Below are 23,736 nucleotides of genomic sequence, written 5' to 3' on the forward strand. Positions count from 1 at the left end.
TTGAACACCGAATTCACCGGCAGAACAACCCTTCACATGACAAGTAACTTCCACGCAATTCCCAGCATCACAATCCCAATCAGCGCGTCCAACACCTGCCAAGCGCGTGGGCGTGCGAAAAACGGCGATAATATCCTGGCCCCGTAGCCCAGCGTGAAGAAGAAAACAAAGCTTGAGGTCACGGCCCCAATGGCAAATCTGAACCGGTCGTCATACTGGGCCGAGATCGAGCCGATTAGTACCACGGTATCCAGATAGACATGCGGGTTCAGCCAGGTGAAGGCCAGCACCGTCAGCATCGCGGATCGCAGGCTTGTGCGTTGGCTTTCGCCCAGTTCCATCACCGCGCCGCCCTGCCAAGCTGACCACAGGCTGCGCAATCCGTACCACGTCAAGAACGCGGCGCCGCCAAAGCGCATCACCGTCTCGAACCACGGCGCGGCCTGTGCTAGCGTGCCAAATCCTGCAATCCCGGCGGTAATCAGGATCGCATCAGATACAGCGCAGGTCAGGCACAGGATAAACACATGCTCGCGCCGCAGACCTTGCCTGAGGATGAACGCGTTCTGCGCACCAATGGCCAGAATCAGACTGAAGCTAAGAACAAAACCAGCGATGAGGGGCGCAGACATGAAACCTCCTGTCGTTTGAAGGTTTGACTAGCGACTTCGCCTCGGTCTATCAAATTAAAGATACTGAACAGGATTAAGTCTGACTAATGCTGATCGATCCGCATCATCTGAACGCGCTGGCCGCGATTCTGCGGCACGGGAGCTTTGACGCGGCGGCCTCTGAGCTGTCCGTCACGCCCTCGGCGATATCCCAGCGGATCAAAGCGTTGGAGGATCGCATCGGCACCAGCCTGATCAATCGCGGCTCCCCCTGCACCGCCACGCCTGCCGGGCTGCGGATTGCCAAACATGCTGAGGATATCGGACTGCTGGAGTCCCAACTTGCACGCGAATTGACCTTGGGGAGCGGCCCCGGTCCGGCACGGGTGCGCATCGCCCTTCCGGCAGATGTTCTTGCTGCGTGGTTCATCGATGTGATGACGCAGGTGCCGGACCTGTTGTTCGATCTGGTGATCGACGATCAGGAGCATTCGGCAGACTGGCTGCGCCGGGGCGAGGTTAGCGCCGCAATCACCGTGGGAGGGCAACCGGTCACCGGATGTGATACCCATGCCCTTGGCGCGATGCGGTATCTCGCGACGGCAAGCCCGGAGTTCACCACGCACTGGTTCAGCGAGGGATTGACCGCGCGGTCGCTGGCCCAAGCGCCCTGCCTTGTATTCAACCGCAAGGACAGCCTTCAGCGGGTCTGGATATCGGCCCAAACCGGGCAGCGACTGTCGCCGCCTTCGCATTTCGTCCCGTCCTCCCACGGGTTTGTCGACGCCGCTGTTGCCGGATTGGGCTGGGGCATGAACCCCGAACCCCTGGTGCGCGACGCTTTGCAGGACGGCAGACTATGTGAAGTCGCACCCAACGCACCTTTGGACGTACCCCTCAATTGGCAGGTTGGTCGCGTGTTGGCCTCGGCCCTGACCCCCTTGACCAAAGCCGTAAAGCAGGCCGCTGCAAAGGCCTTGATCCCGGATGCCGACCACCAGATAAAGGGCAAAAATCCGGAGTAAGACGATGTTCTCACGCGATGCGCTCAGCTATGATCCGATCCCTCTGCCCGACCGGTGCGAGATGAGCGATGCCGAGATGCAGCAAGCCGCCCAGGCATTCTACGACAAGATGCGCCAGCGCCATACCGTTCGAGATTTCATCGACCGCCCCGTTGATCGCGAAGTAGTTCTGACCTGCTTGCGGACCGCAGGCACCGCGCCATCCGGGGCCAACCATCAGCCATGGCATTTTGCCGCCATCGCGGACCCAGCTTTGAAGCGGCGCATCCGGGAAGAGGCTGAGGAAGAAGAACGCCGCTTCTATGCCGGCGGCGCAGGGGATGAGTGGATCAAAGCGCTTGAACCCATCGGGACCAACGCGGTCAAAGAACACCTGACCATTGCCCCCTGGCTTATCGTGGTTTTCGCCCAACGCTGGGGTGAGTTCGAGGATGGCACGCGGTATAAAAACTACTACGTCCCGGAGAGCGTCAACATCGCAACGGGCTTTCTGTTGGCTGCCCTGCATCACTCCGGGCTTTCGACACTGACGCACACGCCGAATCCGATGAAGTTCCTGAATGACGCGCTGGGGCGCCCGGCGTCGGAAAAGCCGACGATGATCATCGCTGTTGGCCACCCGTCAGAGGCCGCGACTGTCCCCTCCGTTGCCAAGATGAAGAAACCTCTGGACGAGATTTCGTCGTTCTTCTGATTGGGCCTCTGGTGACTTCAGCCGCCCTGCAAGTCAGGTGTCGCTGGCTTGGGCAAGACGACCATGTAACAGGCAGCGGTTGCGACCAGACTGCACAGCACAATGAACGCAACCGCCAGCGAAACCTCATGCATATGCGCGACCGCTGCCAAAGCGGCTGACATGGCAACAGCGGTCAGGCGTGCGATGCTTTTGATCGCGGCAGAGGCCTGAACCCGCTGCTCTTTCGGGGCGACGTCAAGAAAGTAGAGCTTGCGCGCGCTGCTGATCCCCGTGACGGCAACCGTTGCGATGAACAGGGCAATTGCGTGCAAGTGAACTTCGTGGTCGATGCCCAAATAGTGAAACGCCAAGAGGACGATCCCCGTGATCGCCACCATCAAAGTCCCTGCGACCATGACGGTACGATGGGATTTCATGTTTAACAGCTGCCAAAGCGGGGCCGAGACAAGATAGCCAGACGCCGAAGACACAATCATCGCGGTCAGCCCCTTGGCCGAGCTGTGATGCGTCTCGGCCGCGATCAGGGCAAAGAACGGCACCGACAAGGACACCACGACAAGCGGCATGCGCATGACCAGGTAGCGGCGAAACCAAGCATGTTCGAACATGCTGAAAATGGACTTGATATTGGCTTTCAAAGACAGGCCCAAGTGTTTCGCTTCATTGGCTGCTGAACTGTTGGCTTTGCGGATCTCAAACATCGCGAGGATCGACAGGGCAGACAGTAAAAAGAACGTGGCGGAGACAGCGATGACGGCTGAGTGGCGCGAAAACGGCGGATTGTCCTTGGTCAACTCATGCAACAAAAGTGCCAATCCTATGGCGCCGAGCCCACCGGCCCCCAATTGCAAATACTGCATCATCATTCGGGATTTCGAATGCACATGATCGCCCAGTAGATCGGTTAACATGAGGTTCTGCACCTCATCGATAAGCCCGATCAGGAAAAAGACTGCGATGAAGGCAATAGCGATCAGCGGCACGATGCCTGTGGCGGCTACCCCCATGGCGACCAAAAGGCAGGTTCCGATTGCAATTTCGGTCATCGCGATCCCGCGTTTCTTCTCGGGCCGCGCGGCAATCGAACTCGCCAGAAAGAAATCCGCGATCATGCTGCCAACCATGCGAACCGAGACCAATGCCCCCGCGATGAACATCGGCAACTCGAACGAAACCGCCAGAAACGGCAAAACCACCGACGGGCTGCCTAAGGTCCACGCGACCTGAGACAGAATGCTCTGCCCGGCCAGGACCGGGACATTGCGTTTTGCCAGATCTGACGGGTCACGCGCCATGTATCACTCTGGCATCAAAGCCAGCCTTTTTGTTTTCTCGTCTACATTTCAAAGAGTAATCGCTTGAGCCTGATCAGCCAAGCAACACTTCGGAGGCTGAAAAAACAAAAGCCCGACCAAACAGGCCGGGCTTCAAGGTACCAGATGTCTGGTGGGATCAGAGCTGCGCCATGACCTCATCGGTCGCTTCAAAGTTGGTTGTCACGCGCTGAACGTCATCGTCATCTTCCAGCGCATCGACCAGCTTCATCAGCTTCTGCATGTCTTCCAGACCCAGCTCAGTGGTCGTGGTGGGTTTCCAGACCAGCTTGGTGGATTCGGATTCGCCTAACGCCTCTTCCAGCGCGTTCGATACATCGTTCAGATCGGTATCGGCGCACCAGATAATGTGACCGTCTTCCGAGCTTTCGACATCCTCGGCCCCGGCTTCAATTGCGGCTTCGAAAATGGTGTCCGCATCGCCTGCGTCCGCCTGATAGACAACCTCACCCTTGCGGTCGAACATGAAGCCAACTGATCCGGTCTCGCCCAGATTGCCGCCGTTCTTGGAAAAGGTCGAGCGCACGGTCGAGGCGGTGCGGTTGCGGTTGTCGGTCATCGTCTCAACGATCACGGCAACGCCGTTGGGGCCGTAACCCTCGTACCGGATTTCTTCGTATTCGTCGCCTTCACCGGCAACCGATTTCTTGATCGCGCGGTCGATCACGTCCTTGGGGACCGAGTTCGACTTGGCCTCTTTCACCGCCAGACGCAGGCGCGGGTTCTTGTCGGGATCGGGATCGCCCATCTTGGCGGCAACGGTGATCTCTTTCGACAGTTTGGAAAACAGTTTGGACCGTGCGGCGTCCTGACGTCCCTTGCGGTGCTGGATATTGGCCCATTTGGAGTGGCCTGCCATGGTGCGTCCTCGTCATCATGTTAGCGTATTCGGCGCTCATATAGACGTTTGCGGGGCAAAGGATCAAGAGAGCGGCTTGCGAGACGCCCATCTGAGGGTAAGGTGGCCGCATGACGACCGATCAAATCATTCTGTTTGCGCTTTTCATTACAGTCTTTGGAATGCTCCTGTGGGGACGTTTCCGGTATGACCTTGTGGCATTCACCGCCCTGATGATCGGGGTCACGCTGGGCGTTGTACCAGTCGACAATGCCTTTGCCGGGTTCGGGCACCCCGCAACGATTATCGTTGCCCTAGTGCTGGTGGTCTCGGCCGGGCTTGTTCGGTCAGGGGCCGTGTTCCTGATCACACGCACCCTCGTAGATGCCTCGCGCGGTCTTGGCGCCCATATCGCACTGATGGGCGGGATCGGCGCGGTTCTGTCAGCCTTCATGAACAACGTGGCCGCGTTGGCTCTTCTGATGCCGGTCGACATACAGACCGCGCGCAAGGTGGGGCGCGCTGTGGGGCTGACGCTCATGCCGCTCAGTTTTGCGACGATACTGGGTGGCATGGCGACCCTGATCGGGACACCGCCCAATATCATCATCGCATCGATCCGAGCCGAGACCTTGGGCGAGCCGTTCAAGATGTTCGACTTCGCCCCGGTTGGCGGGATTGCAGCCATCGCCGGATTAGCTTTCGTCTCGCTGATCGGCTGGCGGCTGATCCCGAACCGAGGCGCGCAGGAAGAAGCAACCGAGGCGCTGGCGGAATACATCGCCGAACTCACCCTACCCCCCGATTCGCCTCATATCGGCAAGCGTGTTAGCGAGCTGTACGAGGATGCCGAAAAGTCCGACGTGGCAATCATTGGACTTATCCGCGACGGCAAACGGCGCTATGGCCGATCTGCCCACGCCACTCTGAAAGAGGGCGACGCGCTGGTACTGGAAGCGCGGCCCGAAGCGCTGGATGAGTTCCGCGCGGCGCTTAAGCTGGATTTCTCGGACACCCGTCGGCAAGAGATGCTGACCGCGGAAGGCGACGGGCTTGAGGTGATCGAAGTTGTCGCCACGGAAAGCGCGCGCATCACCGGTCGAACCGCGCAAGGGTTGGGTCTGGCGTGGCGGCAAAGTACGGTTCTGATGGGCATCTCGCGCCAGGGTCGCCGCATCACTGAACAGGTCCGCAAGACCGAGGTCGAGGCCGGCGACATCTTGCTTCTGCTCTGCCCCCGGGACAGGGGTGCCGACGTGACAGAATGGCTGGGCTGTCTGCCACTGGCGCAGCGGGGGCTGAACGTGACGGCGAACGAAAAGGCGTGGCTCGCCATCGGCCTCTTCGCCGCTGCGGTTCTGGCGGCCAGCATCGGGTTGATCTACCTGCCCATCGCGCTGGGATTTGTTGTCGTGGCCTACATTATGACCAAAATCATGCCGATCAGTGACATCTATAATCACATCGAATGGCCTGTTGTGGTGCTGCTCGGCTCGATGATCCCTTTGGGCAGCGCGCTGGAGACCTCAGGCGGCACCGAATTGATCGCCAATGCCCTGATCCAGCTGACAAATGGCCTGCCCGCCTGGGCCATCCTCACCGTTCTGATGGTTGTGACGATGACGCTGTCGGACGTACTGAACAACACGGCCACGGCCATTGTCGCCGCCCCCGTGGGCATCCAGATGGCCCGCACGCTCGAGGTCTCTCCCGATCCGTTCCTGATGACGGTGGCCGTTGCCGCCTCGGCCGCGTTCCTCACGCCGATCGGGCACAAGAACAACACGCTGGTTCTGGGGCCCGGAGGCTATCGGTTCGGTGACTATTGGCGCATGGGTCTGCCGCTTGAGATCCTGATCGTCGCTGTTTCGATCCCCGCGATCCTTGTCTTCTGGCCGCTTTGACAGGTAAAGCCCCACTATGAAACGCTTTCTGATCCTACAATTGCGCCCCGAAGCTGATGCATCGGATGCCGAATATGCCTCGATCCTCGACAAAACCGGCCTGACGCCCGAACAAACCCACCGCATCCGGCTGGATTGCGAAGACCTGCCCAAAGGCTTGAATGTCACCGACTACGCGGGTGTCATCGTCGGCGGAGGTCCGGGTTGCGTCAGCGACGATCCAGCAACGAAATCCGAGTTGGACACAAAGATCGAAAACGCGGTCATGGGGCTGATGCCTCAGATCACGGCACAGGATCACCCCTTTATGGGCTGCTGCTACGGGTTAGGCGTTCTGGCCGCGCATCTGGGTGGCGACGTCAGCAAGGCCAAGTTCGGTGAACCGGTTGGCCCTTCGGCATGCCGTCTGACAGAGGACGGCGCCGCTGATCCGTTGACTGCGGGCCTTACGCCCAAGTTCGACGCGTTTGTGGGCCACAAAGAGGCCGTCCAGACCCTGCCGGATGGATGCGTGCATCTTGTCGCCTCAGACCCCTGCCCGTTTCAGATGATCCGCTGGGGGCAGAACGTCTATGCGACTCAATTCCATCCGGAAGCCGACGCCAAAGACTTTGAGCAGCGCATCAACATCTATAAGCACCACGGCTATTTCCCTCCTGAGGACGCCCAGCGCCTGATCAATATCTGCAACGCCGCCGACGTCACACAGCCGGGCGAAATCCTGCGCCGGTTTGTAGAACGTTATAGATGACCTAACGACGCGGTTGCCTGACGGTTTCCCCCTCGCTTAGTCTGCATTGAAACGACTTTGGGAGGAGTTGTTCTTGGATTTTCTAATCAATGTCGGCCTGCCTGTTTCGCTGGCCATCATCATGTTGTCTTTGGGTATCGGGCTTGAGATCGCCGATTTCCGGCGTGTCCTGACCCGAAAATACCCGTTTGCAATCGGTGCGCTGTGTCAGGTCGTGCTACTGCCAATCGCCGCGTTTGCAACCGTCAAACTGCTAAGTCTGCCGCCGGAGATTGCCGTCGGTTTCATGCTGCTCAGTTTTTGTCCGGGTGGTGTAACCAGCAACATCCTGACGAAATTTGCCAAGGGCGATGTGGCGCTTTCGGTCAGCCTGACGGCGGTGATCAGTATCCTGTCGATCCTGACTGTGCCGATCCTGGCCGCCTGGACCATCGCGCATTTCATGGGCGAGGACGCGCCCAAAGTGTCGATCACCGGGCTGGCGATTGCCATGTTCCTGATCACGACCCTACCCGTCGCCATCGGCATCACGGTTCGCAGGTTTGCAACGGGGTTTGCAAACCGTATCGAGGGCGGGTTGTCCAAACTGGCGGGCGCTCTGTTCCTGCTGATCGTCATCGCCGCCGTGGCCGGGAATTGGCAGCTCTTCATTGAGAACCTTGGCATCATGGGCACCGGGCTGGTGTCTCTGAATATCGCCCTGCTTCTGATCGGTCTGGGTGTCTCGCGCGCCGCGAACCTGTCCTGGGCCGAGTGCAAAAGTATCTCGATTGACACCGGTATCCAGAACTCAACCCTTGGGCTGACCTTGGCGGCGTTGATCACGGGAACCGAGACCGGGTTCAGCACTCTGGCTTTGCCTTCGGCAGTTTATGGCGTCACTATGTATGTCGTTGTGTTCCCCTTCCTCCTTTGGTTTCGCAACCGCTGAAAGGACCTGACATGGCCAATAACACGGCAGATGCGATCGTTGTCGGAGGCGGATTGGCCGGGCTGGCGGCTGCGGCCGAGCTGGGCGACCGAGGTAAAACAGTGATCGTTGTGGATCAGGAACCCGAGAGCTTTCTGGGTGGACAAGCGTTCTGGAGCCTCGGCGGCCTGTTCATGGTCGACACGCCCGAGCAGCGCCGGATGGGCATCAAAGACAGCCACGACCTGGCCCTACGCGACTGGATGGGCAGCGCGCAATTTGATCGCGACGACGATCTGTGGCCCCGGAAATGGGCCGAGGCCTATGTCGAGTTCGCCGCAGGGGAAATGCGCCCTTGGCTACATGACATGGGTCTGCGCTGGTTTCCGGTGGTCGGTTGGGCCGAACGTGGAGGCTCCTACGCGGACGGGCATGGCAACTCGGTTCCACGGTTTCATATCACCTGGGGCACCGGCCCCGGCGTGCTGGAGCATTTCATCCGCCGCGTGAAAGAACATGTCAGTGCCGGGCTGGTCCAGCTGAAGTTCCGCCATCAGGTCAGCCACATCATCATGCAAAACGGCTGCGCCAAAGGTGTCTCGGGCGAAGTTTTGGCCGAGGATACAGCCCAGCGCGGCGCCAAAACCAACCGCGAAGAGCTGGGCGAGTTCGAATATTACGCCCCTTCGGTCATCGTCACCTCGGGCGGGATCGGTGGGAATTTTGAGATGGTCCGCAAGAACTGGCCCCGCGACCGTCTGGGCGAGCCTCCGCAAGACATGGTTGCAGGCGTCCCGTTTCACGTGGACGGACGTATGATCCCGATCAGCGAAAAGGCGGGCGGACATGTGATCAATGGAGACCGCATGTGGCACTACACCGAAGGCGTGCGAAACTGGGATCCGATCTGGCCCTCGCACGGGATTCGCATTTTGCCCGGTCCAAGCTCGATGTGGTTCGATGCCAAGGGTAATCGGCTGCAACCGCCCTGCCTGCCGGGGTTCGACACGCTGGGGACGCTACGCGAAATTCTGAAAACAGGATACGAGTATAGCTGGTTCGTTCTGACCCAGAAGATCATCAAAAAGGAATTCGCTCTGTCGGGGTCAGAACAGAACCCCGATTTCACCTCGGGCAGTTGGAAAGAGGTGATCCGCCAGCGCATTCTGTCGGGCAGCAAAGCCACAGCCCCTGTTGAGGCTTTCAAGGAAAAGGGCGAGGATTTCATCGTCGCGAACACTCTGACCGAGCTGGTCAGTGGGATGAACCAGTTGGGCGGAGGTCTGATTGATGAGACCCATCTGAGGGCGCAGATCGAGGCGCGCGATTCTCAAGTCGACAATCCGTTCTCGAAAGACGCTCAGATGATGGCGATTCTGGCGGCGCGCAACTATCGCGGTGACAAGCTGATACGGACGGCCAAGCCGCACAAGTTCCTCGATCCCTCAAACGGCCCGTTGATTGCGGTCAAGCTGCACGTGCTCACCCGCAAGACGCTTGGCGGGCTGCAGACCAATCTGGACAGTCAGATGATCGGAGCGGACGGGCAAGTGGTGCCCGGCCTGTTTGCTGCCGGTGAAGTCGCCGGTTTCGGCGGCGGGGGCTATCATGGGTACAACGCGCTTGAAGGCACCTTCCTCGGCGGCTGCATCTTCTCAGGCCGCAACGCAGGGCGATCCCGCGCTGTGGCCTGACGCGTCACTGCTTCCGTACCAGTTTGATGACGGGTTCGCCCGCCTCATCCAGAAGGGCCAACGCGCTCCCCTGGACAGCGAAGGTTGTGACGCTCTGCATTGTTTTTAGGAAGGCGCGTTCGATCTCATCCAAAGGTGGCGGGCAAGCCATAAGGGTGGCCGCCATATTGTCAGGAAACTCGATGCGGTTGCCTGATATCTCGGCCTGACCAGTGAACCGATTGCACCCGCCGGTGCCCGAGAACGCGCCGCCTTGGCCAAAGATCAGCTCCGGTCGTCTTTCCGTTTCGATGGGCTCACCGTTTAGCGATGCGGCGATCCAGTCCGAATTCTCCAGCATTGTCGCCCCCTGCGCCTGAACTTGCACGAGCATCAGATCGACGGAATTGCCCGCCTCATCAGAAATTACCGGATAGGCCGTGTCCGTCGTGAAAAGCAGCTTTTGCCCCTGAGTAATTGTCGCCCTTACAGAGTACCGGTGCCCGTCCTTGATCAGAGCGTCGTCATAGCTCAGCTTGAAGGGCGCGGGAACGGCTGACAGAGTGTAGCGTTGCGCCGCAAGCGTTACGGCTGGCGCATCAGCAAGCGAAACATCCTGCAGCTCAACAAACAGGGTTGCATCGGGCGGAACGGCGATCCTTTCGCGATAGCTGGCCGAGCCTTCGACTGTTCCGGCAAAGCCAGTGCTCGCCATCATCGCGCAGGCGATCGCGGCAATTGCGGTTCCTTTTGCAGGCATGGTCCAATCCTCTTGTCGCAAAATACATTCATAAAGCTTTGTGTATCGGCCAAGATTTGCAAGAGGCACCGCAAAATGACGGCGGGTCAGTGCCGATCTTACAGCGGCCAGAACAGCGGAATGAGAAGTGATGCCAACAGCCCAACGGTCAGGTTCAGCGGAATACCCACTTTCATGAAATCCGTGAACCTATAGCCGCCGGGGCCATATACCATCATGTTGGTCTGATACCCGATCGGCGTCGCGAAAGAAGCCGAAGCCGCAACCATGACAGCAACCACAAGTGGACGCGGGTCCATCCCAACGGCTTGCGCCAGACCAATTGCAATCGGCGTGACAACTACGGCGACCGCGTTGTTTGAAACCAGCTCGGTCAGAACCGAGGTCAGCAGGTACACCGCCCAGATGATCAGGAACGGAGGTAAAACACTCAGTGACGGCGCGACCGCTTCGACAATCAGGGACACCGCACCCGAGGCGTCCAAAGCGGCCCCGATGGCCAGCATGGCAAAGATCAGCGCCAGCAGGCGACCCTCGACAAAGGAAAACGCTTCATCCGCGTCGATGCAGCGCGTCAGAAGGACTGCAGCGACGGCTAGGATGGACAGCAGCAAGATCGGTGCAACGCCGAGAGCCGCAAGAACCACGATCCCGATCAGAGAACCAATCGCAATTGGCGCATGGCTTCGGCGGAAGGCCCGCGCCGAGGGTTGGGTGACATCGACCATGTCCATATCGGCGGCCAGCTTCTGGATATCAGCCGGAGACCCTTCGAGCAGCAGAGTATCCCCCACCCGCACGACAAGTTCATCGAGCTGCAAACCGATATTCTGGTTCCGCCGATGCACCGCCAGCACATAGACACCATAACGACGGCGCAGACGCATCGTACCCAGCGCTCGACCTACCATCCGACAGCCCGGAGTGATCAGAACCTCGACCGTTTTGGTCTCGACAGCCGAAAGCTGATCAACCCTCTTGAGCTCCTTGTTGCTCTGCAGACTCAAAAGCTCGGTCATTTCGGTGCGCAGAACCACCCGGTCGCCGACATTCAGCGTCACCCCTTTGAGGTTGCGCCGCAAAGAGTCGTCGCCGCGCAGTACGTCGATCAGGCGCACACCAGGTCGCTTGAACAGCTGCACGCCGGTGACCTCGCGCCCTATCAGGTTACTTTCCGGGGGAATGACCGCCTCGGTGAAGAATTTCATCTTGGACCGGTCGCTCAGCATCGAGGCCATGCTGTCCCGTTCCGGCAACAGGCGCGGCGCGATGAAGCGCAAATAGACCATGCCATAGATCACCAGCACGATACCCAGCGGCGTGACTTCGAAAATCGTGAATGCCTGCATGCCCTGTGCCCGGGCCACGCCATCCACCAGCAGGTTTGTCGAGGTCCCGATCAGGGTCAGCGTACCGCCCAGAATAGCCGCGTAGCTGAGAGGGATCAGTAGCTTCGAGGCGGGTACGTTCAGCGTGCGGGCGATCTGGACAAAGACCGGGATCATTACGACAACCACCGGAGTGTTCGACACCACCGCGGACGCCACCACTACAAACCCCATCAGCAAGGCAATCGCTATGCGCGGGTTCACCTGCGCCTGCTTTTGGGCCGTTGAGGTGAACGCATCCAGCGCTCCGGTCCGCACCAATGCCCCCATGATGATGAACATCGCGGCAATCGTCCAAGGCGCGGGGTTCGATAGCACGGCCAGCGCGCTTTGGTACGGCAGAATGCCCGTCACCAGCATCACCGCGACGCCACCAATGGCCACGACCTCGGTCGGGTAGACCTCGCGCAGGAACATCAAGAACATGCCCGCGACCACCAAAAGCGCCAGTATCGCGCTGCCCGTGTCTGTCAGTGAGAGGAATTGCATTCGTGGTTTTCAGTCCGAACCCTAGGCCCAAGCGCCTGACTTCCAGTTTCCAGCATTGCGCGGGTCAGGGCAAGTATTTACGGCCCGGCCTGTTCCAACCGACCGCCCACGCGGACCATGCGCACTGATTTTGCGCTGCCATCCTGATCATTGGTCTCGACGAACACTCCGCTGAGGGTTGCTTCGCCATTGGCCGGAGAAAAGCGCGCCTTGGGCATACCGGTGATGAACCGCCGCATCGGCTCAACCTTGTCCATACCAATGACCGAGTCATAGTCACCGCACATCCCCGCATCCGTCAGATAAGCGGTACCGCCGGGCAGAATCTGCGAATCCGCCGTCGGCACGTGCGTATGCGTGCCCACCACAAGGCTGGCGCGCTTGTCGCAATAGTGGCCCATCGCCATTTTCTCGGATGTCGCCTCGCAATGCATATCCACGATGATGGCATCGGCCTGTCCGCCGCGCGGGTGGGACTTCAGGATCGGCTCGACCGCCGAGAACGGATCATCAAATGGCCGCTTCATGAAGACTTGACCCAGAACCTGAACCACCAGAACCTTGCGCCCTCCGGGTGCGTTGAACAGGCGATGACCCCGCCCCGGCGCGCCCTTGGCAAAGTTCACCGGGCGCACGATACGCGACTCTTTCTCGATATGTTGCAGCATGTCTTTCTGGTCGAAGGCGTGGTCGCCCAGCGTTACGCAATCCGCGCCCGCATCGAGCAGCAGTTTGGCATGATCCCCGGACAGCCCCATCCCGTTCGAGGCGTTCTCGCCATTGACCACAACAAAATCCAAACGCCATTCGTCGCGCAGACGCGGCAGATGCTGTTGGATGGCCGTGCGTCCCGCGCGGCCCATTACGTCACCCAGAAAAAGTATCCTCATCCCATCGGTCGTAAGTCTGGTCAACGCGAAGCACAAGTGGTTATGCTGCCGTAATAAACCGTCAAAGCCCTTTAGATCGGAGAAACTTGATGTCGCGTATCTTATTGTCTGCCCTTGGCCTCACTGCGCTAGCCGCTTGTGACCAGGCGGGAACGAGCGATTCCAACACCCAGATTGCCAACCCTGCGGCCACGTTCTGCGTGGAAAGCGGCGGCAAATATGAAATCCGCGACGGTGCCGACGGGCAAACCGGCGTTTGCATATTGGCCAGCGGCCGCGAGGTAGACGCTTGGGAATACTTCCGCGAAAACCACTCGATCTAACGAGGCAGCCTTAGAACGTCAGAATCCGGCTTTCCGTGATTACCATATCCAGCGGCTGATCGGTGGCTTCCAGCGGCAGTCCTTCGGCCTCTTGCGCATCGAACGCAAAGCCGATCGCCAGGGTTGGGCGTTTGGCTCGTAGCCCTTCCAAGGTGCGGTCGTAGAAGCCGCCGCCATAGCCCAGACGGCCGCCTTTGGCGTCAAAAGCCACCAGAGGAACGATCAGGATTTCGGGGTCGAAGTAATCATCGATCTCGGGCACTCTCGCCCCGAACGGCCCATCCTTCAACGCACCTTCGGGTGTCCAGCGTGAAAATTTCAGCGGCTGCCCTGCGGCCTGAATCACTGGCACACCAACGGGGCCGTAGGCTGTAGCTTCAGCCATTGCAGGCAGCGGGTCGATCTCTGTCCGGATTGGCATGTAGCCCGACATGGGCACGCCTCGGTGGCCTGCCAGTATCTCGGACAAACGGCCCGCAGCGCCCGGCAAAGAGGCATCAAACGCCGCTTTGCGACGGGCAAACGCGGCCTTGCGCGCCATCGCTTTGATTTCAGTCAGATCGGTCACAGAAGCACCACGCTGGCAAGTCCCAAGAAGATGAAGAAGCCCATGACATCCGTTGTGGTTGTCACAAACGTCCCCGATGCCAGCGCCGGGTCAATGCCCATTCGGTCCAGCAAGACCGGTACTACCGTACCTGCAAAGCCCGCGATGATCATGTTCACGACCAAAGCAGACCCGATCACGACCCCAAGCAGCGGTGAATCGAACCAAAGCATCCCCACCGTGCCCAGAACGATCGCAAAGCACAGGCCGTTCAGCATGCCGACCAACAGCTCTCGCCGTATGACACGCATGACGTTCGAGGCGGTCAGGTCGCGCGTGGCCAACGCCCGAACCGCAACAGTCAGCGATTGCGTTCCCGCATTGCCACCCATCGAGGCGACAATCGGCATCAGGATCGCCAACGCCACCAGCTGATCAATCGCAGCCTCGAATTGCGAAATCACCAGCGACGCACAGATTGCCGTACACAGGTTCACCGCAAGCCACGGCAAACGCCGACGGCTTGTTGCGGCGACACTGTCCGAAATCGAGCTTTCGTCGCTTACACCCGCCAGACGCAGAATGTCTTCCTCATGTTCTTCGTCCAGAACCACCATGGCGTCATCGATGGTGATGACACCGACCAAACGGCCATCGGCATCGACCACGGGGGCCGAGATCAGGTGATACTGGTTGAAGGCATAGGCCACATCCTCTTCGTCCTGATCGACGGGGATGATGTGGAATTCCTCTTCTGCCAGGTCCCGCAGCGGCACTTCGCGCCGCGTCGCCATCAGCTTGCCCAAGGTGATCTGCGCCACGGGCTTCAGGCGCGGATCAACCAGCACGACATGATAGAACTGTTCCGGCAGGTCATCATTGGCGCGCATGAAATCAATGGCCTGCCCCACCGTCCAATGCTCGGGCGCCATGACGACCTCGCGCTGCATCAAACGACCGGCCGAGTTTTCGGGATACGAGAGCGCCTGCTCTGCCGCGACCCGCTCGGAATCCTCAAGCGCGTCCAGGATCGTCTCCTGTTGCGGCTCTTCCAGATCTTCCAGCAGGTCAACGACATCATCGCTGTCCATGTCCCGAACCGCTTCGGCCAGAACGTCGGGTTTCAGGACACCAATGACCTCTTCCCGGACGGCCTCATCCAGTTCCGACAGGATGTCGCCATCGAACTCTTTGTCATAGAGACGGATCAGGCGCGCACGGTCGTAGGGATTGATCTGTTCCAGAAGGTCCGCGATATCGGCTGCGTGCAGCGGCTCCATCAACTCGACCAGCTTGTCGCGATCATCCACGTCCACGGCAAACAGGATCGCTGCAACGGTACGGCGGTCCAGCGCGTAAACGTCTTCGTCAGCGGAGTCGGTTACGGGATCATCAATGCCTGTGGTCATGTGCTGCTCCCGTTCTTGATCATGCTATTGGCCCCTAATTAGAAGAAGCAGCTACCGGAAAACAATGACAATGCGCCGATTTACCCTCAAGTTTCGCACGCATATGCTGATGACCGGGCTCAAACAGCTAAGGAACAAGGCGAATGGCGCAAAAGACGCTTTTGAAAGGGCGCGTTCTGAGTTTCGACGGCTCCCCTTTTGATGGAGAGCCAACGGATTGCACCAAACTCGACGAAGCGGTCGTGATCGAGGATGGGCGTGTGCGGGCAGTCGGCGCGCTGGATAGCCTACGCGCCGCGCATCCGGATGCCGAGATTACGGACTACGGCTCTCATCTGATCATGGCCGGGTTTGTCGACCCGCATGTGCATTTCCCTCAGACCGCCATGATCGCGAGCTGGGGCAAGCGGCTGATCGACTGGCTGAACACCTATACCTTCCCCGAAGAGATGAAGTTCGGCGATATCGACTACGCCACCGAGATCGCAAACCGTTACCTCGACCTGACGACCGCACATGGAACAACGACCATGTGCAGTTTCTGCACAATCCATCCAGAGAGCGTTGACGCCTTTTTTTCGGCAGCCCTACAGCGCGGTCAAAGGGTTGTTGCAGGCAAGACCTGTATGGACCGCAACGCGCCAGAAGGGCTGCAGGATACGGCGCAAACGGCCTATGATCAGTCTCAGGCTCTGCTGGAGAAATGGCACCGCGTGGATCGTCTGTCTTATGCGATCACGCCGCGGTTCTCGCCCACCTCTACACCCGAACAGCTTGAGGCTTTGGGCGCGCTTTGGGCGGAGCATCCGCATTGTCTGATGCAAACCCATCTGAGCGAGCAAACCGATGAGATCGAGTGGGTCCGGTCTCTGTTCCCGGACGCACGCGACTATCTGGATACTTATGAAAAGTTCGGCCTGCTGGGACAGAATGGCCTCTATGGTCATGTCATCCATTTGGAAGATCGTGAGCGGGATCGGCTGCGCGAGGTGGACGCCGGCTTGGTGCATTGCCCGACCTCGAACACCTTCATCGGGTCGGGCCTGTTCGACATGAATGGGTTGATCCGAGATGGCCACCGCGTTGGTCTGGCCACCGATACCGGCGGAGGGTCCAGCTTTTCGATGCTGCGGACCATGGCCGCGGCTTATGAGATCGGCCAGCTGCGCGGCCGCCCCCTGCATCCGGCGCAATTGCTGTGGCTGGGTACAGTCGGGTCGGCGCGAACGCTGCGGATGGACGACTGCATCGGGAATGTTGCCCCGGGGATGGAGGCCGATTTGGTGGTGATCGACCTCGCCTCGACCCCGGCTATCGCCCAGCGTGAGGCCCATGCGGAGGATCTGTGGGAGGCCGTGTTCCCCACAATCATGATGGGAGACGACCGCGCTATTGCCGATGTTTGGATCGGAGGGGCGCAGGTCGCCCCTTGAATGCGAATTCAGCACATGCCTCCGGCCGGGATATTTTTTAACTAGATGAATGGCGATCCCGCTATTGGGCAAGCGCGCGGGCCAGACGGTTTTGGGTCTCGATGACGCGCGGCAGGTCAATCGTCGTGATCTGTCCGCCGCGCACGATCTGGCGGCCTTCGACGAACAGATGTTTGACCTGCATTGGCCCCGCCAGAAGCAAGGCCGCCGGGTCCCAGCTGCCTGCGCTTTCGAGGCTTGTGCGGGTATCCCAGACGGCAATATCGGCCCGTTTACCCGGCATCAGCCGCCCGCAATCTGGCCGTCCAAGCACGTCGGCGCCACCCCGTGTCGCGATCTCAAGCGCTTCGCGGGCGGACATGGCGTCTGCGCCATTCACCACGCGTTGCAGCAACATAGCTTGCCGCGCCTCAAGCATCAGGTTCCCGTTGTCATTGCTGGCCGACCCGTCCGCGCCCAGCCCCACCTTCACGCCCTGATCCCTCATGGTTCTTACTGGCGCTATGCCAGACCCGAGGCGACAGTTCGAGCAGGGGCAATGGGCCACTCCGGTTCCCGTCCTTGCGAACAGGTCGATCTCGACCCCATCCAGTTTCACGCAATGGGCATGCCAGACATCTGCTCCGGTCCAGCCCAGCTCCTCGGCATATTGACCGGGACGACAGCCGAATTGAGCTTCGGAATAGGCGATATCTTCGTCATTCTCGGCCAGATGGGTATGCAGCATCACCCCCTTGTCGCGCGCCAGCAGTGCTGCGTCTCGCATCAGGTCGCGGCTGACGGAAAAGGGCGAACACGGTGCAAGGCCTACCCGACACATCGACCCCTCGGTAGGATCGTGAAACGTATCCACCACGCGGATCATGTCGTTGAGAATGTCCTGTTCACGCTCGACCAGACTGTCGGGTGGCAGGCCTCCGTCACTTTCGCCGATACTCATCGCGCCGCGCGTGGGATGAAAGCGCATCCCTAATTCCGAGGCGGCGGCAATCGTGTCCTCAAGCCTAGCCCCATTCGGATAGAGATACAGGTGATCGGAACTGAGTGTGCAGCCCGACAAGGCAAGTTCGGCCAGACCGATCTGCGCCGAAGTGAACACCTCATCCGGTCCGAACCGCGCCCAGATCGGGTAGAGCGTCTGCAGCCAGCCGAACAGCAAAGCGTCCTGCCCGCCCGGAACCGCCCGTGTCAGCGTTTGGTAGAGGTGATGATGCGTATTCACCAACCCGGGTGTTATGACGCAGCCCGAGGCATCGTGGACCTCTCCGGTTGTCGTTAAACCCTGGCCGATTTCGGCAACCTGGCCGCCCCGGATCAGGATATCCGCGCCGTGCAGCTCTTGGCGATCATCATCCATTGTCAGGATGGTGTCGGCGTCTTTGATCAGTATTTCGGGCATTTCACGCTCCTGCTTCTGCCCGTCTCAAGCAAGGAGTGCATCAGCCAGCGGAAAACGGGCGCAAGAACCGGCTCAGTCCAGCTTACTCACGCGCGACCATTGCGGCAATGAAATTCAATAGTTACGCAGGATTTCCAACGCCGCGGCGTGAATTTCAGCGTTGGCGGCTGCCAATGCCCTTCCGCCATTGTGAGCCGGACCACCCTGCCAATCCGTGACGATACCGCCTGCGGCTTCAATCACTGCAATTGGCGCCTGAATGTCATAGGCGTTCAACCCGGCCTCGATCACCAGATCTGCCTGACCGGCAGAAAGCAGGGCGTAGGCATAGCAGTCCATGCCATAGCGAGTCAGCTGAACTTGCTCAGCTACGGCTTGAAAACCTGCACGATCCTCGGACGTGCCAACCTCAGGGAAGGTCGTGAACAGGGTTGCCTGCTCCAAAACCTGTGTGTCACGCGTTTTCAACGGATTTGTGCCCATAGGCCCAGTCAGTTGCGCAATGCCCGCACCGCCTACAAACCGTTCACCGATATAGGGCTGATCCACAACGCCCATGATCGGACCATCTTGAGTGGACAGAGCGATCAGCACGCCCCAGGTCGGTGTACCGCTGACGAACCCTCGGGTGCCGTCGATCGGATCAAGCACCCAGGTCCGACCCGAAGACCCCTCAACCTGCCCGAATTCTTCACCAAGAATGCCATCTTCTGGCCGACGCTGTGCCAGAACCGCCCGCATAGCTTGTTCCGCCGCGCGGTCAGCCACAGTTACGGGGTCGTAGCCGCCTGCCAGCTTGTTGTCGGTTTCGAGATTGGTCTGTCTGAAATACGGAAGAATGACTGCGCGCGCCGCGTCAGCCATTTCTTCGGCAACTTCAAGGTCGGTCAGGTCGGTCTGGCTCATGCAGCACAGGTGCTGCGAACACAGGCCGGTGTCAAGCCGTGGAGATCAGGCAACGTCGCTGAGAACGCGTGCCAGTTCAAACAAGCGGCGACGCTGGTTTTCCGGAATCGCGTAGTAAGAGCGCACCAGATCCAACGCTTCCTTGTCCCCCATCAGGTCAGCAGGAAGCGCGCTCTTGTCGGATTTCTCTTTTTGGCCTTCTTCAAGACCTTCAAAGAAAAAGCTGACCGGTACGTCCAGCGCATCGGCAATGTCCCACAGACGGGAGGCACTGATTCTGTTCGCCCCGGTTTCGTATTTCTGGATTTGCTGAAACTTGATACCAACTTGCTGCGCCAACTGCTGTTGGGTCATGCCAATCAGCCAGCGGCGATGTCGGACACGCTTGCCCACATGGACATCGACGTGATGAGTCATTGGTATTCTCCTCTACTACACACACATCTGTTGCGGGACTTCGCGCCGTTCACATAAACAGAAGTTAGAGAAGTCCCCATAAGCATCCCCCAACCAGACATGTGCGATCCCCCGATACAGCACTGCCGTCCAATATTGCCGCTTTTGACTTTTTTTTCAAGTTGGTTGAATTGGAATCTCTGTACATTGGTTTATGGTTGTGTATCTCTGGGATTTTGGCGGCGCGGCCTGACCAAACTGTCTTCGTTAGCGCGCTCAATCAGCTGAACGCATTGACAATTTCGCTCTTACTGCGACCTATTCCCTGAAAACCGAGATGGACCATCATGCTTGCATATCGCATTGAATCCAAAGGCGCCGACGCGCGAATTGTCGAAGTACCCACGCCGACACCTGCCGAGGGACAGGTCAGAATCGCCATTAAAGCATGCGGCCTGAATTTCGCTGATTTGCTGATGCAGAAGGGCACGTATCAGGATACGCCTAACCCTCCGTTCACTTTAGGCATGGAAATCGCCGGCGTTGTCGAAGAATTGGGGCCAGAAGTCTTAGGTTTGAAGGTTGGAGACCGTGTCGCCGTGTACTCGGGCCAGGACGGGTTGGCTGAGTACGGCGTGTTCGACGCGGATCGGGCCATCCCCATGCCGGATGAGACCAGTTTTGAAGAGGCTGCCGCCATTCAGATCGCCTACGGGACCAGTCACATAGCCCTGGACCATCGCGCCCGTTTGCAACCAGGTGAGACCCTGCTCGTGACCGGAGCTGCCGGTGGCGTCGGGCTAACCGCGGTGGAGATCGGCAAACTGATGGGGGCAACCGTCATCGCCCAAGCGCGCGACGCAGAAAAGCTGGCGGTTGCCCAAGCCGCCGGGGCAGATCACTTGATCGACGCCTCAGAAGACCTTCGCGCCCGCGTCAAAGAATTAGGAGGCGCTGATGTGGTCTATGACGCGATTGGGGGCGACGTATTCAAAGCCGCCTTCCGCGCCACCAACCCCGAAGGTCGTCTGCTGCCAATCGGCTTTGCTGGTGGCGAAGTCCCTCAAATCCCGGCCAACCACCTGTTGGTCAAGAACCTGACGGTAATCGGCTTCTATATCGGCGGCTACCTCAGGTTCCGCCCCGATATCGTGCGCAACAGTTTTCAAACCTTGTTCCAGTGGCATGCCGAAGGGAAGATCACCCCTCATATCAGCCACACCCTGCCGTTGAGCGAGGTCGAACACGGCCTGCGCCTGTTGAAAGAGCGCAAGTCCACCGGCAAGATCGTGATTACGCCCTAGCCCACCACGGCCCGCAAAGGGGTGCTGCCCAGCATGCGGAAATTCTGCCGCACCAGTTGCGCCAATGCTTCGATGACTGCATCGCGCCCCGGCTCTCCTCCGTAGAGGTTGATCATATGCGCGGGCAGCTCGGGTAAAACACCACCCGAGTCGATCTGTTCAAGGTGTGCGGCCTCGGTGCCGTCCAGCATCGCGTGAACCGCCAGATCAGCGCTGACGGTGGCTTCGATGGTGCGGTCATTCTCGGTTTCGACCGAAAGCTCCCACGGTATACCCGCCGCATCCAGCGCCGCGATAACCTGTGGGCGGAACATGCAGCGCCGCCCCAGCGCAATCGGCAACGGATTCTTGCGCCAAGCCGACCCACCCGGTGCCCCGATCCAGCGTAGAGGCAGCTCAGCAATGGTCTCAGAGCCGTCGGATGACGAAGGCTCGGTCGTCAGGATCAGGTCACATTCCCCGCGTTTGAACATATCCTTAAGTTGCAACGAATAGGACGAGATCAACTGCACGCGCACACGTGGGAAATCGGCGTTGAACCGCTGAAGAACACGCGGAATCGCCGGGTAGACAATGTCATGAGGGACACCCAGAACCACCTCACCTTCAAAGGCCTGATCCGTGAGTTTCGAGATCACCTCATCATTCAAAGCAATCATCCGACGGGCATAGGCAAGCAACTGCTCACCTGAGGCGGTCAGCGCTATGGTACGCCCGCTGCGATCTAGAAGCTCCAGATCCAAAAGCTCTTCCAGGCGTTTCAACTGCATGGAGACGGCTGATTGCGTCAGATGCAGAAACCCCGCCGCCCGGGTAACGCCACCCTGATCGGCCACAGCCACAAAGGATCGCAATGTGGTGATGTCCAGATTTCTCATGTTCACGAATCCTTATGCATCCAATCAAAAATATTCGTTTTTAAAATGTGCCCTAACTCGCCATATAAATCAAGGATGTTGATGAGACCAATTCAAACCATCTGAAAAACGAAAGGATAGACCATGAACTCGATCGCCCTGAACCGACCCTGCCCCCAACACAAACAATCCCTGTTTGCGCGTATACAGTCCGTCCTGTCCCTACGACGTCAACGCCAACAACTGGCTCGGCTGGATGCCCGCGCCCTGAACGACATCGGCATCACCCGTGCCCAGGCCGACGCCGAGGCCCGCCGTCCCATCTGGGATGCCCCGCAGTTCTGGAAAAGCTGCCTTTAAGACTCATGTTTTTTCAGAGATAGGCGATCTGCGGCAGCAGGTCGCCGTTTTTGTTGCGTATTTTAGGCGGAAATACCGCAGAAACTCTTGAAACACAGCCTGCAGTTGCCGATATTCAGCAGGAAAGCGGCCCATACTTACGGGCCGCACGCAGATACGTTTAGGGAGACCTTTGAAAATGGCACAATTCGATACGATTCGGACGGCCGCAGGCGCACGCGCCGCCGAGATTGATGAGGGCCTTCGCGCCCATATGAACAAAGTCTACGGCACGATGTCCGTGGGTATGTTCATCACCTTCCTCGCAGCCTGGGCGATCTCGGGTCTGTCGATCACCACCGATCCGTCGGCGGCCGTTGCGCAGCTGAACGCGAACACCTACCTGACCGCGCTAGGTCATTCGATCTATGTCTCGCCACTGAAATGGGTGATCATGTTCGCACCGCTGGCCTTTGTGTTCGGCTTCAGCGCCATGATCAACCGCATGTCGGCCGCGGCTGCGCAGTTGGTTTTCTACTCGTTCGCCGCCGTAATGGGCCTGTCGATCAGCTGGATCTTCATCGCCTTTACCGGTCAGTCGATCATTCAGGTCTTCCTGATCACCTCGATCGCCTTCGCGGGTCTGTCGCTCTACGGCTACACGACCAAAAAAGACCTGTCGGGTATGGGCACCTTCCTGATCATGGGCGTTATCGGCCTGATCGTCGCGATGGTGGTCAACATCTTCCTGGCCTCGTCGGCCATGGCCTTTGCGATCTCGGTCATCGGCGTTCTGATCTTCGCCGGCCTGACCGCCTATGACACGCAGCAGATCAAGAACACCTACCTGCAGATGGCACATGCCGGTGATCAGGAGTGGCTGGGCAAAGCCGCCATCATGGGCGCGCTGAGCCTGTACCTGGACTTCATCAACATGTTCATGTTCCTGCTGCAACTGCTGGGGAACCGAGAGTAAACCTCTCCCCCACTGCAGAAACCATTCAAACCTGCCAGGATCCGATCTTGGCAGGTTTTTTTTGTTTCCGGACTATACGTGACGGCCCCTGCAACTCGCAGGCGATGGCCGAGCGTCACCCCTCCAGCTTGCGCGCGACCAGATACGAGGCCGGAAAGGCCGCCACAAACCCCACCGCCGCCGCCAGCACGATTGGGAGGACTGCGGTGTATCCCATCACCAGAACAGCAATAACCGCTGTGCCTGCGAGGGTAGAGCCAAGGAAGATATGAACGATCAACATCAGGGGGAGCATTGCGACCTCATTCAAGTATTCAACTATGCGTAAACACTAGCGCATTGATCGAATTTGGTCCTTGATCTGGGTCAGAGGTCTAGAGGTCACAGATCACTTGCAACGGCCCGCGTGTATTAGTTCGAGGAACCGTTCGGAGCGGCGGAATGGAGGGGGGAAGAACCGCGACCGACCCGAGTGGATGAGTGGCGCCCCAGAATTTATCCAGCGTGCGAACTCATCCGCGAAAGAGCGGAACCCCGTGGCGCAAAAGCACTTGCAACCGTTGATCAACATAGACGA

Annotated in this window: 24 protein-coding genes; 11 read left to right on the forward strand and 13 right to left on the reverse strand. The window is 59.0% G+C overall.

Annotated features, from left to right (window positions below; all coding sequences use genetic code 11):
* Positions 1-32: 32 nt before the first annotated feature.
* Positions 33-632, reverse strand: a complete 600-nt coding sequence (locus tag ACR0J4_RS04680; RefSeq protein WP_170747290.1) for a LysE/ArgO family amino acid transporter — start codon at positions 630-632, stop codon at positions 33-35.
* Positions 633-718: 86 nt separating this feature from the next.
* Here ACR0J4_RS04680 and ACR0J4_RS04685 point away from each other — a divergent pair, with 86 nt between their 5' ends.
* Positions 719-1,636, forward strand: coding sequence for a LysR family transcriptional regulator ArgP (locus tag ACR0J4_RS04685; protein ID WP_170640273.1), 918 nt, complete (start codon positions 719-721; stop codon positions 1,634-1,636).
* Between the two features lie 4 nt (positions 1,637-1,640).
* On the forward strand, positions 1,641-2,330 hold the full coding sequence (locus ACR0J4_RS04690) for a nitroreductase family protein (protein WP_170747291.1): 690 nt from the start codon (positions 1,641-1,643) through the stop codon (positions 2,328-2,330).
* A gap of 17 nt (positions 2,331-2,347) precedes the next feature.
* On the opposite strand, the gene ACR0J4_RS04695 is transcribed toward ACR0J4_RS04690, so the two are convergent.
* Complete coding sequence (locus ACR0J4_RS04695; protein WP_170640277.1) at positions 2,348-3,628, reverse strand: MFS transporter; 1,281 nt, start codon at positions 3,626-3,628, stop codon at positions 2,348-2,350.
* A gap of 157 nt (positions 3,629-3,785) precedes the next feature.
* Positions 3,786-4,526 (reverse strand): YebC/PmpR family DNA-binding transcriptional regulator, encoded by a 741-nt coding sequence (locus ACR0J4_RS04700; RefSeq protein ID WP_170352472.1) that lies wholly within the window; start codon positions 4,524-4,526, stop codon positions 3,786-3,788.
* Positions 4,527-4,636: 110 nt separating this feature from the next.
* On the opposite strand from ACR0J4_RS04700, the gene ACR0J4_RS04705 reads away from it, so the two are divergent.
* From ACR0J4_RS04705 to ACR0J4_RS04720, 4 genes are all read left to right on the forward strand, one after another.
* On the forward strand, positions 4,637-6,409 hold the full coding sequence (locus ACR0J4_RS04705) for an SLC13 family permease (RefSeq protein ID WP_170640279.1): 1,773 nt from the start codon (positions 4,637-4,639) through the stop codon (positions 6,407-6,409).
* Positions 6,410-6,425: 16 nt separating this feature from the next.
* Positions 6,426-7,160, forward strand: a complete 735-nt coding sequence (locus tag ACR0J4_RS04710; RefSeq protein ID WP_170554534.1) for a glutamine amidotransferase — start codon at positions 6,426-6,428, stop codon at positions 7,158-7,160.
* A gap of 73 nt (positions 7,161-7,233) precedes the next feature.
* Positions 7,234-8,091, forward strand: coding sequence for a bile acid:sodium symporter family protein (locus ACR0J4_RS04715; RefSeq protein ID WP_170640280.1), 858 nt, complete (start codon positions 7,234-7,236; stop codon positions 8,089-8,091).
* A gap of 11 nt (positions 8,092-8,102) precedes the next feature.
* Positions 8,103-9,764, forward strand: a complete 1,662-nt coding sequence (locus ACR0J4_RS04720; RefSeq protein ID WP_170640282.1) for an FAD-binding dehydrogenase — start codon at positions 8,103-8,105, stop codon at positions 9,762-9,764.
* Between the two features lie 4 nt (positions 9,765-9,768).
* Here ACR0J4_RS04720 and ACR0J4_RS04725 read toward each other — a convergent pair whose 3' ends face one another.
* The 3 genes from ACR0J4_RS04725 to ACR0J4_RS04735 form a co-directional block, all read right to left on the reverse strand.
* Positions 9,769-10,503: a YbaY family lipoprotein gene (locus ACR0J4_RS04725; protein ID WP_170640284.1), complete on the reverse strand. Its 735-nt coding sequence runs from the start codon at positions 10,501-10,503 to the stop codon at positions 9,769-9,771.
* A 98-nt stretch (positions 10,504-10,601) separates the two neighbouring features.
* Positions 10,602-12,380 carry an SLC13 family permease gene (locus ACR0J4_RS04730; protein ID WP_170640286.1) on the reverse strand — a complete coding sequence of 593 codons (1,779 nt, stop codon included), beginning with the start codon at positions 12,378-12,380 and terminating at the stop codon, positions 10,602-10,604.
* A 77-nt stretch (positions 12,381-12,457) separates the two neighbouring features.
* On the reverse strand, positions 12,458-13,270 hold the full coding sequence (locus tag ACR0J4_RS04735) for a TIGR00282 family metallophosphoesterase (RefSeq protein ID WP_170554544.1): 813 nt from the start codon (positions 13,268-13,270) through the stop codon (positions 12,458-12,460).
* Positions 13,271-13,359: 89 nt separating this feature from the next.
* Here ACR0J4_RS04735 and ACR0J4_RS04740 point away from each other — a divergent pair, with 89 nt between their 5' ends.
* Positions 13,360-13,593 (forward strand): putative hemolysin, encoded by a 234-nt coding sequence (locus ACR0J4_RS04740; protein WP_170377990.1) that lies wholly within the window; start codon positions 13,360-13,362, stop codon positions 13,591-13,593.
* Between the two features lie 10 nt (positions 13,594-13,603).
* On the opposite strand, the gene ACR0J4_RS04745 is transcribed toward ACR0J4_RS04740, so the two are convergent.
* Both ACR0J4_RS04745 and mgtE read right to left on the reverse strand, forming a co-directional pair.
* The gene (locus ACR0J4_RS04745) at positions 13,604-14,161 is read right to left on the reverse strand and encodes a 5-formyltetrahydrofolate cyclo-ligase (protein WP_170640288.1); all 558 of its coding nucleotides are present in this window, start codon (positions 14,159-14,161) and stop codon (positions 13,604-13,606) included.
* The gene (gene mgtE, locus ACR0J4_RS04750) at positions 14,158-15,549 is read right to left on the reverse strand and encodes a magnesium transporter (protein WP_170640290.1); all 1,392 of its coding nucleotides are present in this window, start codon (positions 15,547-15,549) and stop codon (positions 14,158-14,160) included. The genes ACR0J4_RS04745 and mgtE overlap by 4 nt, the downstream gene beginning before the upstream one ends.
* Before the next feature lie 143 nt (positions 15,550-15,692).
* Here mgtE and guaD point away from each other — a divergent pair, with 143 nt between their 5' ends.
* Positions 15,693-16,982, forward strand: coding sequence for a guanine deaminase (gene guaD / locus ACR0J4_RS04755; protein ID WP_170640292.1), 1,290 nt, complete (start codon positions 15,693-15,695; stop codon positions 16,980-16,982).
* Positions 16,983-17,043: 61 nt separating this feature from the next.
* Here the strand turns inward: guaD and ACR0J4_RS04760 are convergent, their stop codons facing one another.
* The 3 genes from ACR0J4_RS04760 to ACR0J4_RS04770 form a co-directional block, all read right to left on the reverse strand.
* On the reverse strand, positions 17,044-18,381 hold the full coding sequence (locus tag ACR0J4_RS04760) for an 8-oxoguanine deaminase (RefSeq protein WP_170640294.1): 1,338 nt from the start codon (positions 18,379-18,381) through the stop codon (positions 17,044-17,046).
* Between the two features lie 114 nt (positions 18,382-18,495).
* Positions 18,496-19,287: a histidinol-phosphatase gene (gene hisN, locus ACR0J4_RS04765; RefSeq protein WP_170554554.1), complete on the reverse strand. Its 792-nt coding sequence runs from the start codon at positions 19,285-19,287 to the stop codon at positions 18,496-18,498.
* A 45-nt stretch (positions 19,288-19,332) separates the two neighbouring features.
* The gene (locus tag ACR0J4_RS04770) at positions 19,333-19,704 is read right to left on the reverse strand and encodes a helix-turn-helix domain-containing protein (protein ID WP_170377978.1); all 372 of its coding nucleotides are present in this window, start codon (positions 19,702-19,704) and stop codon (positions 19,333-19,335) included.
* Between the two features lie 326 nt (positions 19,705-20,030).
* Here ACR0J4_RS04770 and ACR0J4_RS04775 point away from each other — a divergent pair, with 326 nt between their 5' ends.
* The gene (locus ACR0J4_RS04775) at positions 20,031-20,987 is read left to right on the forward strand and encodes an NADPH:quinone oxidoreductase family protein (RefSeq protein WP_170640296.1); all 957 of its coding nucleotides are present in this window, start codon (positions 20,031-20,033) and stop codon (positions 20,985-20,987) included.
* Here ACR0J4_RS04775 and ACR0J4_RS04780 read toward each other — a convergent pair.
* Positions 20,984-21,865 carry a LysR family transcriptional regulator gene (locus ACR0J4_RS04780; protein WP_170640298.1) on the reverse strand — a complete coding sequence of 294 codons (882 nt, stop codon included), beginning with the start codon at positions 21,863-21,865 and terminating at the stop codon, positions 20,984-20,986. The genes ACR0J4_RS04775 and ACR0J4_RS04780 overlap by 4 nt on opposite strands.
* Before the next feature lie 123 nt (positions 21,866-21,988).
* Between ACR0J4_RS04780 and ACR0J4_RS04785 the strand changes: the two genes are divergently transcribed.
* Both ACR0J4_RS04785 and ACR0J4_RS04790 read left to right on the forward strand, forming a co-directional pair.
* Positions 21,989-22,204, forward strand: a complete 216-nt coding sequence (locus tag ACR0J4_RS04785; protein ID WP_170640300.1) for a YjiS-like domain-containing protein — start codon at positions 21,989-21,991, stop codon at positions 22,202-22,204.
* Positions 22,205-22,382: 178 nt separating this feature from the next.
* On the forward strand, positions 22,383-23,159 hold the full coding sequence (locus ACR0J4_RS04790) for a Bax inhibitor-1/YccA family protein (RefSeq protein ID WP_170377970.1): 777 nt from the start codon (positions 22,383-22,385) through the stop codon (positions 23,157-23,159).
* Positions 23,160-23,274: 115 nt separating this feature from the next.
* Here the strand turns inward: ACR0J4_RS04790 and ACR0J4_RS04795 are convergent, their stop codons facing one another.
* Complete coding sequence (locus ACR0J4_RS04795; RefSeq protein WP_170377967.1) at positions 23,275-23,454, reverse strand: CTP synthetase; 180 nt, start codon at positions 23,452-23,454, stop codon at positions 23,275-23,277.
* Between the last annotated feature and the right edge of the window lie 282 nt (positions 23,455-23,736).

This window comes from Ruegeria sp. B10 (assembly GCF_056539825.1).